This window comes from Henriciella barbarensis (assembly GCF_003576345.1).
GTDB lineage: Bacteria > Pseudomonadota > Alphaproteobacteria > Caulobacterales > Hyphomonadaceae > Henriciella > Henriciella barbarensis.
In genome coordinates, this window is record NZ_QWGB01000005.1 from 197,146 (window position 1) to 211,930 (window position 14,785).

The window sequence follows — 14,785 nt, forward strand, 5'->3', positions numbered from 1 at the left end:
TGGCGGATTGTCATATGTCTTTCAAATCCTCAGATACCGCTGAACGGCCATTATCTGGCAGCCACATGCGAATTTACCGTTAAACGATAATCGTGTTCACACAGAAAGCAAGATCGGAGCCACATCCACGCATGACTCGCAAACTAGAGAAAGGCCGTCTCGTCGCGGCAACGCATAACAAGGGTAAGGTCCGCGAACTAAAGGACCTTTTTGAACCTGTCGGCATGGAAGTCGTCTCCGCAATAGAACTCGATTTAGACGAACCGGAAGAGACCGAACAGACCTTTTCGGGCAATGCGCTTATCAAGGCACGGGCGGCCTGCAAGGCAACAGGCGCGCCTGCCCTGTCGGATGATAGCGGTCTCGAAGTTGACGCACTCGGCGGTATGCCGGGCGTGCACACCGCCATCTGGGCGGGCGAGCCGCGCGACTTTTATGTCGCCATGGAAAAGGTCGAAACCCTGCTGAAGGAAAGCGGCGCAACTGACCGCACCGCCCGTTTCGTGTCCACGCTCGCGGTCGTCTGGCCGGACGGGCATGAGGAAGTATTTGAAGGCACGGTCGAGGGCGAAGTGGTCTGGCCGCCGCGCGGAGAGAATGGTTTTGGCTTCGACCCGGTCTTCGTCGCGAACGGCAAAACCGAAACCTTTGGCGAAATGGATCCGGCGAAGAAACACGCCATGAGCCACCGCGCCGATGCCTTCGCAAAGCTGAAGGCCGCCCTGCTTTAATGGCAGATACCCCACCCTTCGGCCCGGCACATGGCTTTGGGCTCTATATTCACTGGCCCTACTGTACGCGCATCTGCCCGTATTGCGACTTCAACGTCTATGCCGCCAAAGACCGGGACAACGCCCCGCTCAATGCGGCGCTGCTGAGCGACCTTGGTCGTCATGCAGACTTGCTTGCAGGGCATCCGGACCTGGGATCGGTCTATCTGGGTGGCGGCACGCCGTCGCTGATGGCACCTGCTGACATTACGGCGCTTATTGATCTGGCTGAGCAAAGGTTCGGCCTCGCACCGGAAGCTGAGATCACTTTGGAGGCTAACCCGGTCGACATCAGCCGCGCCTCGCTGGACAGCTGGAAGACCGCTGGCGTGACGCGTCTTTCCCTCGGTATCCAGTCACTCGAAGATGAAGCGCTCACCTTCCTCGGGCGGGATCATGACGCCGCGATGGCGAAGCGTTCAGTGGCGGAGGCGCTTTCAGTTTTCGACAATGTGTCGATTGATCTTATCTATGCGCGCCCCGGCCAGCCCGAAGACCGTTGGAAATCGGAACTGACGGAGGCCCTGTCGCTCGGCGCACCCCATCTTTCGCTTTACGAACTAACCATTGAGGAGCGGACCGCCTTCGGTCAGCGCGCCCGGCGTGGTGACCTCGTTCCCATGGGAGATGATGATCAGGCCGACCTCTATGAATTGACGCAGGAAATCTGCGAAGCGCACGGCCTGCCAGCTTATGAAGTCTCCAATCATGCCGCGTCAAAGCCGTACCAGTCGCGGCACAATCTTACCTATTGGCGCGGCGGCGACTGGATTGGCATCGGCCCCGGCGCGCATGGCCGTCTGACGGTCGATGGGCAGCGTATCGCGACGCATGCGGCAGCAAGACCAGCGGACTATCAGCTCGCCGCGCAAAACTCCCTTGATGCGAAGTCACTCACGACTCTTTCCACGCTCGATAATACACGAGAACTACTCGCTCTCGGCCTGCGGTCCGATGAGGGTTTCGATTTGGAACGCGTTGCTCGAATAATAGGGCGCCACGTGGATACGAGCGCCCTCAAAACCTTCTCTGAAAACGGTCTCGTCCGACAGAACGGCCAGACCATTTCATTGACGCAGGATGGGCGCCTGCTCGCTGACAGGATTACAGCCGAGCTCTCGCCCTAATCCACCTTTCGGAAGCGCTTCCCCTGCTTCTTCATGATGGCCCGGCCAACAGGCTCTGGCAGGATCCGCGTCAGTGTTGCGACGCCCTTGTTGACCATGCCCGGCACCACGACTGGCTGACCGCGCGCGACGCCCTCCAGCCCAGCCTTCACGACCGGCGCCGCTTCCATCCACATCCATTCAGGCGACTCGTTGGTCATCTCGCGCGTGCCGTTCACATCGTGAAATTCGGTCCAGGTAAAGCCGGGGCAGAGCGCGGTGCAGTGAATGTCATGCCCCGCTGATTCTGCCTCTGCCTGAACGCTTTCGGAGAATTTAATCAGCCCCGCCTTCACGCTTGCGTACAGCGTGTGGCCACTCGACCCCGGCGCATACCCAGCAAGCGATGCCACATTGATGATGCGGCCGAAATTGCGCTCTGCCATGCCGGGCAGCAGCTTGTGCGTCAGCTCGATCGGCACGGTGTAGAGCACGCGGATAAAGTCTGCCTGCTCTTTCCAACTCGTATTAAGGAAAGTGCCCGGCAGGCCATAGCCAGCATTGTTCACCAGCGCATCGACATGGCGGCCAGCCTCTTTCAGCTCATGAATGATCGTATCGGCCGCGCCTTCCCGAGCGAGATCCTGCGAGATCGTCATTGCGGAGACCTTGTATTTTTCCTCGATCTCCCGGGCGAGGCCATCCAGCCTGTCGAGGCGGCGCGCCGTCAGCGCCACATCCCATCCCTTGGCTGCATACTGGCGCGCAAACTCTGCGCCGATGCCTGCAGATGCGCCTGTAATTAGCGCCAGCCTGTTACCCGCCATGCGTTTCTCCATCCGTTTTGCGCCAGACATTCACCTTGGTGAGGAAGGCAAGCTCGGAGCGTTCCAATTTGAAACCCGCTTGCTCCATCGCCGGTGTGAAATCCCAGCCGAGATAGGCCTTGTAGTAGGGTTCGTGGAAACCTTCAGGGAAATATTCGAGAATACCATCGAGGCCATCACTATCCCCAAACTGTAGACTGTCGGCCACGATAAAGGCACTGCCCGGTTTCAAAACACGCGCCGCCTCGGCGATGGCCTGAGCGCGAACTTTCTCTGGCAACTCATGGAAGAGGTAGATCGACACGATCATGTCGAGGCTGGCGTCATCCAGCGGCAGGACTTCCACTTGCCCTTCGACAATATCGACGTGTGGCCAGGGCCTGAGCAGCTGGCGCGCGCGCTCTGCGTAGTTTGGCGAGAGGTCCAGCCCGTTCGCCTGCAGTCTCGGAAAGGCCCGCATCGTCTCCCGCAGGAAGCGGCCCGTTCCGCAAGCAAGGTCGAGCAGCTTTACTTCTCTCTGGTCACGGCCTTTCAGCTCGCGCGCAATCTCGGCGAGAGCACCGCGCCGCATGGCATCGGCTGCGCCGGTGAACAGCGCTTCGACCTGATGGTCATAAAGTTTAGCGCTTTCATCGGAAAGCCAGCCATCTGTCTGGTAGTGAAAGTTCTGCTGGTAATAATCCGGATAGCGATTGCTGCCTTCGAACCGGTCCTTCACCTCATCGCCCTCACGCGCGACGCGCCTGCGGTCCACATCGGCAACATCTCGCATGAAATGGCGCGCACGGCTGACAGCCTTGGGCAAGTCCGCGAGGCGAACATCTTCGGGGGGTGGATAAAGTCCCGCCTCGATATTCGCGCGGTCCTTTGCAAACAGACCCAGATAGGCCCGGCGCAGCTCTTTGGTATCGACCGGGTTGATTGGCCTGAACTCTGGCTCACCCGGCCGGTTGAAGCCCGCAGAGCGGCGTTTAGCAATTGTATATTGCGCACCGTACCAGGCTGCGCGCATCGCCTGCGCGGCACCATATTTCGCCCGCGAAAGCGTTTTTCCCGTTTCTTGCATGATAGCCATACTGGGAAAATGGGGCACCGGGTGCCTTCCGTCCAGCCACCAGATTAAGCTGCTGTATTAATTGTAATTTACCCTTCAGCTTGCGTTCAGGCGCAGATGTTAATGTGGCCGTTGAAGACCAAAGGGGCACGCTTGTCCCCGGTAAAGGAGACCAGATGTTCAAGATGCGTACAGCAATTCTGGGCAGCGCCGCAGCGCTCGCAATCGCGCTGCCGGCTGGCGCCCAGAACTATGGCTATTCTAGTTATGACAACTACAGCTATGGGCAGTCGGCCAACAGCAACGCTGCCTATCTCAACTGTGAACGCGAGCGCCGCCAGCGCCAGCAGACGGCCGGTGTCGTGGGTGCGATCGCAGGCGGGCTGCTGGGCGCGACCATCGCCGATGATGACGATGACAAGCGCTATCGCAATCGTCATCGCGGCCATGACCGGTATGACCGCCGTGATCGGTACGGGCGTTATGACCGCTACAATCGCCGCGGCTATGGCCGACACCACCGCGATAATAATGATGGTGACCAGATCGCCGGCGCCGTGATCGGCGCGATTGTCGGTGGCGTCGCAGGCTCTGCCATCGGCGGCAGCAATGACTGTGCTCGCCGCGCGCAGGCTCAGCCGACCTATCAATATGGCAACCGGACCAATCCGCCGTCACGCGTCACCTATGACAATCGCTATGATCCGAACGCCTATAATCGCGGCAGCTATAGCAACGACACCTCTAACCAGACCTATAGCCAGGATGAGCTTTATGGCGGTGAGCGGACCTACCGCACCAGTACCACCTACGGCAATGGCGCGACCACGACCGGCTATAATACCGGCTACCAGACCCAGGGCTATGACAGCGGTGAATGCCGTATCGTCTATCAAGGTAATCGCGAACGCACCGCCTGTAATGTCGGCGGCGACCGCTGGGAGTTCGTCGACTAGGCTGCTAGAACAGTAAGAGCCAATCGGCCTCGCCCTTCGACAGCTCAGGGTGAGGCCGTTTTGTATTTGGTCGCGAAGAACTCACCTCAGCTTGAGCGAAGTCGAAGGATGAAGCGACCCAGAGCTACATCCCAACCGCGCCCAGAATGACCCGCGCCCCCTCATCCGGCGACATATCGTCAGTCGAGACTTCAAGATCATAGCCCCGGCCCGCATGGACGCGGGAGAACTGCCAGCGCGCCATGCCGATATCACGGTCGCCCCTGTCGCGCTCACGCTGCTCTGCTGTCTCCAGCTCGCAGCGTACGGCAACGAACGTCACAGTGTGTTCGGCCAGCACGTCGCGGTAGTGATCCTGATCACCTGCGCCCAGCATGACATCATCGACCACCAGATCGAGACCCTGATTGGCGAGTGCCGCAACCGAAGCCCGCATGCCGCGCATCAGCGCTTCCCCGTATGAGCCTGTCCCGATCTCGACCTCTATCGGCTCGGCTTCCGGCACGAGGCGAAAACTGAACGCTTCGTCATCATTGGCAAAGCGCGGCGGCATCATCTCAAGGAAGTCGTCCATGCTGACGCGCAGGACCGGCCCTTTTGCGAGATGCTGGATCGCGCGCGCCAGCGAGGTCTTTCCAGAGCTGCTGGTGCCGTTGAGTATGACGACCCGTGCCATCTACGCCTGATCAGCCCGGCACGATGGCCGCAATCAGCTTCGGCCCACTGGACTTCATCGCCTTCTCGAAGGCTTCGTCGAAATCCTCCGCCGTGGTGACAGCCGTCGCCTCAACACCCATGGATTCAGCCAGGCTGACCCAGTCGATATCCGGCTCACCAATGGCCAGCATGTCCTTGGCCGTCGGGCCCGGATTGCCTGCGCCGGTGCGGTGCAGCTCAATATTCAGGATGCGGTAGGTGTGGTTGACGAAGACGATCGTGGTCACGTCTGCGCCTTCGCGCACCATGCTCCACAGCGCCTGATTGGTGTACATGCCAGCCCCGTCGCCTGTCAGCGCGATCACTTTCCGATCTGGCGCGGCGACGGCCGCACCTAGCGCCAGCGGCAGGCCCTGCCCGATCGCCCCGCCCGTCAGCATCATCCAGTCATGCGGCTCTGCCGTCATGGTCGACAGGAAGACAGGCAGCGAGTTGGACACCCCATCGTCTGACACAATCGCATTTTCCGGCATGTGGCGCGCGACGCTGGCACCTACGGCGCCAGCATTGAGCTCACCCTTAGGCGCGTCCGGTTTGCGAAGCGGCATCGGGTCTGCAATGTCGGCCGCGCCCATCGCGTCGGCGAGCGCGAGCAGTGTCTTCGCGCTATCGGTATCTGCCCCACCAAGATTCATGGTTTTGCAGCCTTCCGGCACGAGCAGGCTTGGCTTGCCCGGATAGGCGAAGAAGGCTGCTGGCAGGCTGGTGCCGGCAACCAGCATAAGGTCTGCACCCTCAAGATCCGACATGGCACCTTCGGCGAAATACTGCATACGGTCCGGCGCGAAGACACCAGCGCCGCGGCGCATTTTCCAGTAGAAAGTGTCGGTGATTACACGCAGGCCCGCCGCTTTAAGACGGGCCGCCGCCGCCAGGCCCTGTTCGGTCAGCGCTGTGCCATTGATCAGGATGACCGGCGCTTTCGCCTTGCCAATGGCCTCCTTGGCCTCAGCGATGAGCTCTGCCGATGCCTGGCGCATCTGGGGTAGCTGCGCCTTGCCGCCCCGCTCGCCGCCTTCTTCCCAAGCAGAGTCTGCCGGCAGGATAAGTGACACGGGACCAGAGACCGGGCCAAAGCTCGCCGCAAAAGCTTCTGCGGCCAGCTTGCCAGTCGACTTCACCGTGTCGGCCGACTTGATCCAGACCGAGTTCGGGCCTGCAAGGCCGATAATGTCAGAGTTCAGCGGCGCATCATATTTGCGATGATCGACAGCATGATCGCCAATCACATTAATCATCGGCGTGTGCGCACGCTTGGCGTTGTGGACGTTTGCCCCGCCATTGAGGTAGCCAGCGCCGAGGTGCAGCAGCGTCATGGCAGGCTTGCCAGCGATGCGCGCATAGCCATCGGCAGCGCCCGTCGCGACGCCTTCGAACAGGCAGAGCACCGACTTGATCCGCGTCTCGCGATCTAGCGCGGTCACAAGGTGCATCTCCGACGTGCCGGGGTTTGCGAAACAGGCATCCAGCCCGTTGTCGGCCAGCGTCGAGACCAATGCGTCTGCGCCTGTCAGTTTCTGTTCCGCCATGGCGTCCTCCTGATTCTTTCTGCCAGACAGCGCCGAGCGCCGCCGTTTGATGTTTTTGAACTTCTAGTCGACAACTATCACGTCGCCGTCATAGGGCGCTTTGTAGAGCCGCTCGACTTCACGCGTCCGCAGCGCCTGTACGCGGCCCTGATTGATATAGCCCTTTTCGGTGATCTCGCCTGCATCGGCCTTGGGCTGGTCCCATTGCAGCAGGATGCGTGCAATACGCTTGGCCGCATTCGGGTTCGCCTTGTTGTATTGCTCAATGCCTTCGCGCACGGCGGCACGGACCTGATCGTCCTGCGCCAACTCATCGAGGCCCACATTGCGCCCTGTCTTGCGGCGGCACCAGGCCTCATTGAGGAAGCCGATCAGCGCAATGTCGTCCTGATTGAGGCCGCAGACCACGACATCCGACAGCGCGCCGTCGACCGCCTCGACGACTTTGACGCGCACCGTGCCTGCTGACACCCAAGTGCCGTTGGCGAGCTTGAATTCCTCTGCCAGCCGCCCGTCAAAGGCGAGTCCTTCCTCGGGGTTGTCCGGGTCCTTGAACTTCACCGCATCGCCCAGCTTGTAGAAGCCTTCCTCGTCAAACGCTTCTGCGGTCTTTTCCGGATTCTTCAGATAGCCCTGCGTAATGCCCTGCCCGCGCACGCGAAGCTCCATTTTCTCGCCTGCAGGCACCATCTTCATCTCGACGCCCGGCAGCGGCAGGCCAAGCAGGCCCATCGTGTCGCTCGGCCAATGAACGTTTGAAATAGTCGGAGAGGTCTCGGTCGCGCCATAGCCTGCCGACAGGCTGATCCGCTCACCCGTCACTTCTACGGCGACTTTCTGAATGCGCTCATAGATGTCCTGGCCCATGCTTGCGCCGCCATAAGCCATGACCATGATGCGCGAGAAGAATTTCTCTGCAAGCGCGCGGTCCTGCTCCAGCTCGGTTGCGATTGCGGCCCAGGCGGCCGGCACGGTCGTGTGCTGTGTCGGCGCGATTTCCTTCAGGTTGCGCAGCATTTCCGGCAGGCGGGCCGGCGTCGGTGCGCCCCAGTCGATATAGAGCGTGCCGCCCCAATCGAGCATGGAATGAAGGATTGAGTTGGCCCCATAAGTGTGGCTCCACGGCAGGAAGCTCACCATAACCTGCGGCCCATCGGCCATCTCTTCCAGCCTCTCCACATCCCAGACAGAGCGGATCATCTTCACCATGGAGGCGATATTTCCATGCGTGTTGATTACGGCCTTGGGCTCTCCGGTAGACCCGGACGTCAGCATGTATTTGGCAACCGCGTCTTCGGACAGGCGATCATAGGCAAGGTCCACCTGGCTAGTCGGCTTCTTTGCAAAGTCGAACAGCGAGACAGCGTTGTGCACATCAGGCGCGCTCTTGCGGTAGATGACCAGCCGCTCGCCCACACCCATACCTTTCAGGCCGCGCTGGAACTGGATGCCGTCCTCGACATAGACAAAGGCAGGCTCTGTCAGCTGGTCGACATGTTTCAGGCGCGCAAAATCCTCGCTCAGTGTCGCATAGGCAGGGGTCACTGGCACAACCGGGCTGCCTGCCCACATGGCGGCATACATGACCAGCGCATGCTCGATGGCGTTGCGAGAGAGGATCATCAGCGGCTTGTCCGGGCCCGCCCCCGCATCGATGAAGCCCTGAGCCAGCGCACGCACCTGCGAAAGCGCGTCAGCATAGGTCACCGTATTCCAGCCGGGCTTTGACGGGTCGTCGGTGTCACGCTGCGCAAGGAAGACCTGATCGGGTCGCGAACTCGCCCAATAAACCAGCGGCGCGAGCATATGCGGGGAATGAGGCCGCTTTGGCTGGCCATTACGCAGAAGGATCGAGCCATCGCTGCGCCGCTCAACCTCCAGCTTCTGCGGCAGGTAAGGAATATCGCGGAAAGGAATATTGGAGGTCATGAAATGCCTTCAGTCTTGATCTTCATAGGGGCGCCGCAGTGCTTGCAATGGACTGCATCGCGGTCATGGCGCATCAGTCCGCACGTCTCGCACTCACAATCGACCCTGTTTTCCGGTTCGACAATGGCGCGCAGCAATTGAAAAAAGAGCGACAGGCCCAGCACCATGGTGAATATGGCGAGCCAGCGCCCGAACTCATCGGTCATGATGATGTCGCCGAACCCAGTCGTCGTCAGCACCGTCACGGTGAAATACACAGCGTCCGTATAGGTCGTGATGTCCTCATTGCGGCCGACCTGCGTGGCATAGGTGATCGCTGACATCACAAAGACAAACACAACGAGGTTCGTCACCTTGTCGATGATGCGCTCATGGCGCTGGAAGAAGGGCGTGAGTACCTTCACCCGGCGGATAAAGGTGAATGCGCGGATCGCCCTGACCGCGCGCAGGATGCGCAAGAAGGCGAAATTCGAAACGAGCAACGGCGCGAACATCGTCACCACGACGACGATATCCGCCCAGTTTATCCATTTAAGGAAGAAGCGGTGGCGCGGAGCGGCAATGTAGAACCGGGCGACAAGGTCAATCAGGATCACTCCGCCAATCACATAATCGATCAGATGATAGCCGCGCTCACGCGAGTCGAACGGCGCCCATAGAAAGTAGGCAATCGTCACGAAATCAAACGCCAGCAATGCCCAGCGGAACCAGAAGGAAGCCCTGCCCGTGCCCTGATAAAGCCAGAAAAGCTGGCGATTTAAACCCGTCCGATCGCTCATTGCTCTGGGGTGTCACATGCGCCCGTCACCAGATCAATAGAAAGAGCGGCGGGCCAGCCCGCAGAACCATCATTTCGCGCTGCACACAGAACTGTGAGCAGACGCATCAACGTTTCACTCTTTAAACATTCAAAGACTTCTATATACCTCTAAATTGTGAACTGTGCTTTTGCACAAACCTGACCGGGAGTTACAAAAGCCCTTGTTCGACTTTGGATTGCCTGCCTTCTTCGACGTTCTGGCCGAACCACAGCGCGTGGAGCTCAAGAACCTCGCCCGCCAAAAAACCTATCGCGACGGCGAGACCCTTCACCAGCCGACAGATGTCGCCGACACGATGGGCTGGATCGAAAGCGGTGCCCTCCTCTTTGGCAAATACCTTCAGGAAGAAGGCTTTCACACGCTTGCCCGCCTCGGACCCGGTCATCATTTTGGCGAGTTCAGCGCCTTTCCGAACCGTGACGGCGGCAAAAACCTGAGGCGCCTTGCTGCCGTTTCCGAAGGACGCACCATCGTCAATGAGATCCCAGCGGACGAGCTGAGCGGCCTGTTTGCTCGCGATCCCGAATACCTGCGCGCCTTTCATTTCGTCACGACAGCCCGGCTGGCGCTTCTGCTCGAACTCTATGACGATGCACGCAGGCTGCCGGCGCGCCAGCGGATCATCAATTTCCTGTCTCTCGTAGATCGGCTGATGCAGGAAAAGCGGCTCCTAAACTGCACGCAGTCGGACGTGTCCAAGATGCTTGGACTGTCCAAGGTGACCGTCAATCAGACCTTGAAAGCGCTGACTGAACGCGGCGTCATCTCGATTGGCTATGGCACCATCAAGTTTCAGGATGCCGAGCGCCTTCACGCCATGACTGACCGAGCCTGAATAAGAGCCCCCGCTCTAAACCCTGCGTTCCAAGAAGTGGCAGCTTCCGCTTCGATGAGGTCTGTTCCTCTTCGGCAATGCATGCCAGCATGCCTGCAGCTTATAGTTCAACAGCCGCGACAGGACCCGTCCCATGCGCCCAGCTTCTTCCAGCCACCTTCTCAAAATCCTGCTCGCATCTGCCGCGCTTGGCCTGGTTTCCGCCTGTGGCGGGGGTGGAGGCAGTGGCGGTGGGAGCGCAGCGGCCCCGAGCCCACCACCACCTCCGCCTCCTCCTCCTCCGCCGCCGCCCCCACCGTCGGGGCCGTCCTATCAGGCAGGCGTCTATCCGGCGGCCAGCCAGTTCAAGGACCAGTGCGCCAATCCGCGTTCAGGCGTCGATATTGAGGGCAATCCCTTTCCCGATGAGGCAGGTCTGCTGGTCGAAGAACTGTTCTGGCTTCGCTCATGGACCGATGAGACCTATCTCTGGCGGAATGAAGTGCCAGATCTCAATCCCTACAATTACAATGACAGGGTTGCGTACTTCGACCTTCTGAAGACCAGCGAAGTGCTGCCATCCGGCACGCCAAAGGATGATTTCCACTTCAGTGAGCCGACGGAGGATTATCTCAGTTCACGCAATTCGGCGCCGACGCCGGGCTATGGTGTAAACTTCCGGGCTATTTCGACAACACCGCCGCGCGACTTCCGTGTCACCTATACCGAACCGGGTTCACCGGCAGCCCAGACCGTAAATGGGCAACCAAACTTCGAGCGCGGCTCACGCATCCTCGAAATCGACGGCGTCGACTTCATCAACGTCAACACGCAGAGCGGTATCGATACGCTGAACAATGGCCTCTTCCCGACCACGGCGGGCGAAGCGCATGAGTTTCGCCTGCGCGACCCGGACGGGACAGAACGCACCGTAACTGTCGCCGCTGGCAGCATTACGAGACAGCCCGTCAACGAAACCACCGTCTTCAACACAGGCAGCGGCTCGGTTGGCTATATTCACTTCACGACGTTCAGCCCGTTCTCTTCGGAAGAGCAGATCGTCAACGCCATGCAAGAGATGAGCAATGCTGGCGTCAGCGATCTAATCCTCGATCTACGCTATAATGGCGGCGGCCTTCTCGCTGTGGCGAGCCAGGTTTCCTACATGATCGCAGGCCAGTCGCGCACGGCAAACCGGACCTTCGAACAGCTGCGTTTCAATGACCGCGCCGGCAATGTGAACCCTGTCACTGGGCAGGTAAACGACCCGATCCCGTTCTTCTCTACCGGACAGGGATTTACCGTGAATAGCGGCCAGAGCCTGCCTGCACTCAATCTCAACCGGGTGTACATTCTCTCCACCGCGCGCACATGCTCGGCGAGTGAAGCGGTCATCAATGGCCTTCGCGGTATTGATGTCGATGTGGTGCTGATTGGTGACGTGACCTGCGGCAAGCCGTTCGGCTTCTACCCAACCGACAATTGCGGACGGACCTATTACACGATCCAGTTCCAGGGCGTGAACGAGAAAGGTTTTGGCGACTATGCGGACGGTTTCGTACCGCAGAATGCCAACTTCCAGTTCGGCGTGCGCGCACCGGGCTGCCAGGTTGCCGATGATCTGGTGGCCCCACTCGGCACCACGGGTGATCCGCTCATCGCTGCGGCGCTTCAGTACAGGTCCAATGGGTCATGCCCTGCCCCGACAAGCTCCAGCAGCGCGTCGCGGGTTCAGCCATTCCGGTCGTCGGAAACTGCCCAGCCTTCAGGCACCGCGATCACTTTGCCGCGCCCCGACGTCATGGACACCAATCGTGACCTTTCCATGCCTGGCGAATATCGCGGCCGCAGCAACTAGAAAACCAGACCGGCACGGGAGATTCAGTTCTGGACTTCCGTGCCGGTGTCTTCACCGCGCAGCGTTTCCAGACCCACGCGGATTGTCTCGGCCAGGCTATGCCCTCCCACAGCATGCCAATAGGCTGAGATTTCCCAGGTATAGAAATCCATCAGGAAGGCATTGTCCCGGCACGCCTCTTCCAGCGGGACAATCAGCTCTGAATTGCGCCAGATTGACGATCCGCCCACATCGCCGCGCTCAAAAGCGGCGATCACTTCTTCAGGACTTGCATAGCTAAGCTCGCCCGGCGCGGTGATATGAAGCGTGCTCAGCGGATCGGTTTCAAGCTCATCGTTCATCTCAATGGAGTAGCGCTGCATCTGGTCAATATAGCTGATCAGCTCCATCAGCGTTTCACGCGTGGCCGCGTCCTGAAAGGGCAGGAACGCTTCATTCGCGATCAGTTGATCAAGCGCATGCTTGTCGAGAATAAACTCGATTTCCCATTCTAGCGGGACCAGCGCCGCCCGGACATTGGCTTCTGCCTCAGGGCTTGTCCGGCACGCCCGTAAGTCTTCAATTGCCTGCTGAACGATTGGCAGCCGCTGGCGGATCGCTTCCTGTTCCGCCTCGACGCCGGCCAGATTGTTTTCCAGCTCAACGATGACCCGGCCGAAAGCTTCCTCGTAGAGCGCCCGGTCCTGCCGGTCCTCGTTCAGATTGCCCAGCCACAGGCCGAGATAGATACCCAGCACGATGAGAACGAACTCGATTGCGACAGCAATCCAGTTCTGCTCGGCAACATAGCGCGAAAGCCGCCGCAAGATCATGGCACCTGTCCCCCTGAGGCTGAACCTTAGCGGGACAGGCGAGAAAATCTACAGGGCCGGCAGGCGAGCCTGGCTCACCCCTCTTCTGGGCCAGCCAGCTCTTTCAGGATGATATAGAAGTGATCGAGGCCATCATAGAAGCTGGAGACGAGAAGACGCTCGTTCAGGCCATGCGCGAACGTATCATTCTGCTTGGCAGCGGCCCCGCCGACGCCGTACGTGTCATAGCCAAGATTGCGGTAGTGCATGCCGTCCGTGCCGCCTGCTGACATGTGCGGGATGATGTCGACATCGGTGACGCCGCGCGCTTCCAGCGCTGTCTCCACGGCTGCCAGTACATCCTCACGCATCCCGGACTCCGGGCTTTCGACGAGATCGGAGATCAGTTCGAACTGCACGTCTTCGTTGCCGACCACATCTTTCAGCGTGGCTTCGGTCGCCTCGATGCCGACGCCCGGGAAGATGCGGCAGTTAACCGTTGCCGTTGCTGATTGCGGCAGGGCATTCTCTGCATGGCCGGCACGCAGCATGGTGGCGATACAGGTCGTGCCGATCTGGCCGACGGTCGCCGGATTGGCGCGCAGCACTTCGATCGCGTCTTCATCGGTCGGGTCGGCAGCAAAGGCGCGCTGCGCATTACCAAGCCGATCAAGCCGCTTGCGGCCCGCAGCCTCGATGGAGGCCAGCGTGAGATCATTGTACCGGACAGGGAACTTGTACGCCTCGATCTTCTTCAGCGCGTCGGCAAGCTCATAAATGGCATTGTCGGCGCGCGGCGCAGACGAATGACCGCCCGGATTGGTGACCGTCAGCTCAAAGGTCGCATAGGTCTTCTCAGCGCCCTGAATGCCATAGTCGAGCGGCTCACCATTGTCGTCGAGCCCAAGGCCGCCCGCATCGGCGTTCAGCACGAACGCCGGGTCGACTTCTTCTGCTACCCAGTTGGCCTGCGCCCGGGTGGACACCATGCCCGTTTCCTCATCGCCGGAGAGCACCATGACAAGATCACGCGTCGGCTCGAAGCCTTCTTCTTTCAGGCGAATGAAGGTCGCGACGAGGCTGGTCACGCCATACTTGTTGTCGGCTGTGCCGCGGCCGAAGAAATAACCTTCTTCCTCGATCAGCTTGTACGGCTCACGCACCCAGTCCTCAGCCAGCGCATCAACCACATCCATGTGCGCCAGAAGCGCGATCGGCTTGTCCTGCGGGTCGGGTGAGCGATACCAGACGACCAGGCCCTGCGTCGCCTCGCCATCATTGTCGTAGTCGGTGACTTCGATGTCCTCGTCCGAAAAGCCGGCCGCTTTCAGCTCACCGACGACATAGTCGACGATCTTCGGCACATTCTCATGCCCGCGCGCCGAGCGCACTTCGACAACATTGCGATAGATCTCCCGCGCCTGCTGCTCGAACTCGGTACGCTCCTGACCACTTGCGATCGGTGCAATCGATACTGCCGCTGCAGCAGCGAGAAGGGAAATCCTGAATGACATGGGGCAAACTCCGTAATTCAAATGACCGCGACACGGCGGGCCGACTCGCGAGACCATAGTCAGATGACGACGCCTGTCAGCTACAGATTTGTGACCCAC

General features: G+C 59.8%; 13 protein-coding genes. 5 read left to right on the forward strand and 8 right to left on the reverse strand.

Annotation, left to right across the window (positions count from 1 at the left end):
- Window positions 1-131 precede the first annotated feature (131 nt).
- Both rdgB and hemW read left to right on the forward strand, forming a co-directional pair.
- Window positions 132-731 carry an RdgB/HAM1 family non-canonical purine NTP pyrophosphatase gene (gene rdgB / locus D1224_RS03745; protein WP_119378583.1) on the forward strand — a complete coding sequence of 200 codons (600 nt, stop codon included), beginning with the start codon at window positions 132-134 and terminating at the stop codon, window positions 729-731.
- Window positions 731-1,897 (forward strand): radical SAM family heme chaperone HemW, encoded by a 1,167-nt coding sequence (hemW, locus tag D1224_RS03750; RefSeq protein WP_119378584.1) that lies wholly within the window; start codon window positions 731-733, stop codon window positions 1,895-1,897. Before rdgB ends, hemW begins: the two co-directional genes overlap by 1 nt.
- Here hemW and D1224_RS03755 read toward each other — a convergent pair.
- The gene (locus D1224_RS03755) at window positions 1,894-2,733 is read right to left on the reverse strand and encodes an SDR family NAD(P)-dependent oxidoreductase (RefSeq protein ID WP_233350384.1); all 840 of its coding nucleotides are present in this window, start codon (window positions 2,731-2,733) and stop codon (window positions 1,894-1,896) included. The two genes, hemW and D1224_RS03755, sit on opposite strands and share 4 nt — an antisense overlap.
- The gene (locus D1224_RS03760) at window positions 2,693-3,778 is read right to left on the reverse strand and encodes a class I SAM-dependent methyltransferase (protein ID WP_119378586.1); all 1,086 of its coding nucleotides are present in this window, start codon (window positions 3,776-3,778) and stop codon (window positions 2,693-2,695) included. Before D1224_RS03760 ends, D1224_RS03755 begins: the two co-directional genes overlap by 41 nt.
- A gap of 155 nt (window positions 3,779-3,933) precedes the next feature.
- On the opposite strand from D1224_RS03760, the gene D1224_RS03765 reads away from it, so the two are divergent.
- Complete coding sequence (locus D1224_RS03765) at window positions 3,934-4,713, forward strand: hypothetical protein (RefSeq protein WP_119378587.1); 780 nt, start codon at window positions 3,934-3,936, stop codon at window positions 4,711-4,713.
- Between the two features lie 124 nt (window positions 4,714-4,837).
- Here the strand turns inward: D1224_RS03765 and D1224_RS03770 are convergent, their stop codons facing one another.
- From D1224_RS03770 to D1224_RS03785, 4 genes are all read right to left on the reverse strand, one after another.
- Window positions 4,838-5,389: a chloramphenicol phosphotransferase CPT family protein gene (locus tag D1224_RS03770; RefSeq protein WP_119378588.1), complete on the reverse strand. Its 552-nt coding sequence runs from the start codon at window positions 5,387-5,389 to the stop codon at window positions 4,838-4,840.
- A gap of 10 nt (window positions 5,390-5,399) precedes the next feature.
- Entirely contained in the window at window positions 5,400-6,959 is a 1,560-nt protein-coding gene (locus tag D1224_RS03775; RefSeq protein WP_119378589.1) for an acetolactate synthase large subunit, read from the reverse strand.
- Window positions 6,960-7,022: 63 nt separating this feature from the next.
- On the reverse strand, window positions 7,023-8,888 hold the full coding sequence (locus D1224_RS03780) for a feruloyl-CoA synthase (RefSeq protein ID WP_119378590.1): 1,866 nt from the start codon (window positions 8,886-8,888) through the stop codon (window positions 7,023-7,025).
- Complete coding sequence (locus D1224_RS03785) at window positions 8,885-9,667, reverse strand: potassium channel family protein (protein ID WP_119378591.1); 783 nt, start codon at window positions 9,665-9,667, stop codon at window positions 8,885-8,887. The genes D1224_RS03780 and D1224_RS03785 overlap by 4 nt, the downstream gene beginning before the upstream one ends.
- Before the next feature lie 202 nt (window positions 9,668-9,869).
- Between D1224_RS03785 and D1224_RS03790 the strand changes: the two genes are divergently transcribed.
- Window positions 9,870-10,544, forward strand: coding sequence for a Crp/Fnr family transcriptional regulator (locus D1224_RS03790; protein ID WP_182482154.1), 675 nt, complete (start codon window positions 9,870-9,872; stop codon window positions 10,542-10,544).
- A gap of 133 nt (window positions 10,545-10,677) precedes the next feature.
- On the forward strand, window positions 10,678-12,381 hold the full coding sequence (locus D1224_RS03795) for a S41 family peptidase (protein ID WP_119378593.1): 1,704 nt from the start codon (window positions 10,678-10,680) through the stop codon (window positions 12,379-12,381).
- A 23-nt stretch (window positions 12,382-12,404) separates the two neighbouring features.
- On the opposite strand, the gene D1224_RS03800 is transcribed toward D1224_RS03795, so the two are convergent.
- Together D1224_RS03800 and D1224_RS03805 are read right to left on the reverse strand one after the other, a co-directional pair.
- Window positions 12,405-13,193, reverse strand: coding sequence for a hypothetical protein (locus D1224_RS03800; RefSeq protein ID WP_119378594.1), 789 nt, complete (start codon window positions 13,191-13,193; stop codon window positions 12,405-12,407).
- 74 nt (window positions 13,194-13,267) lie between these two features.
- A complete protein-coding gene (locus tag D1224_RS03805; RefSeq protein ID WP_182482155.1) occupies window positions 13,268-14,686 on the reverse strand; it encodes a M20/M25/M40 family metallo-hydrolase in 1,419 nt (472 codons plus the stop codon).
- Window positions 14,687-14,785: the final 99 nt, after the last annotated feature.